The organism is Bradyrhizobium sp. IC4060 (genome assembly GCF_020193715.1).
Taxonomy (GTDB): domain Bacteria; phylum Pseudomonadota; class Alphaproteobacteria; order Rhizobiales; family Xanthobacteraceae; genus Bradyrhizobium; species Bradyrhizobium yuanmingense.
Genome location: NZ_JADYVJ010000065.1, coordinates 1 through 566 on the forward strand (window position 1 = coordinate 1; position 566 = coordinate 566).

At 61.0% G+C, this 566-nt stretch carries 1 protein-coding gene; it reads right to left on the reverse strand.

Annotated features, from left to right (window positions below):
• The coding region (locus I6F16_RS37495; protein WP_225174776.1) for an AMP-binding protein at window positions 1-566 on the reverse strand (566 nt) is incomplete at both ends.

The window sequence follows — 566 nt, forward strand, 5'->3', positions numbered from 1 at the left end:
TGCGGCCCAAAAACTCCAGATTGCCGTCCGGCAGATAGCGCGCCAGATCGCCGGTGCGGTACAGCCGGTCGCCGTCCACAAAGGGACTGGCGATGAACCGCTTCGCGGTCAGCTCGGGCCGGTTCAGGTAGCCCCGCGCCACCCCCGCCCCGCCAATGCAGAGCTCCCCGACCGCGCCAAACGGCACCAGCCCGCCATGATCATCCAGCAGATACACACGCGTGTTCGCAATCGGGCGGCCAATCGGGACAATGGCCCCATCAAACCCATCGGGGCAACTCCAGGTCGCCGCACAAACTGTTGCTTCGGTAGGTCCATAAGCATTGATAATGGATGCTGGAGCCAGACTCCGGATGAGTTCTGCCTTCGGCAGCTCTCCAGCAAGAATGAGAACTTGCGATCCCAAGCCTTCCAGCTTCTGGCTTCCCTGAAGCAAGGCTGGAGGCAGCGTCGCGTGCGTGATGGCTTCGCTTCGCAGATAATCCGATAGCTTGTTACTCGCTTGACGGAGCTCATCCGCAGGCAAATGCAATGCCGCTCCCGAACCAAACGCCATAACAAGCTCC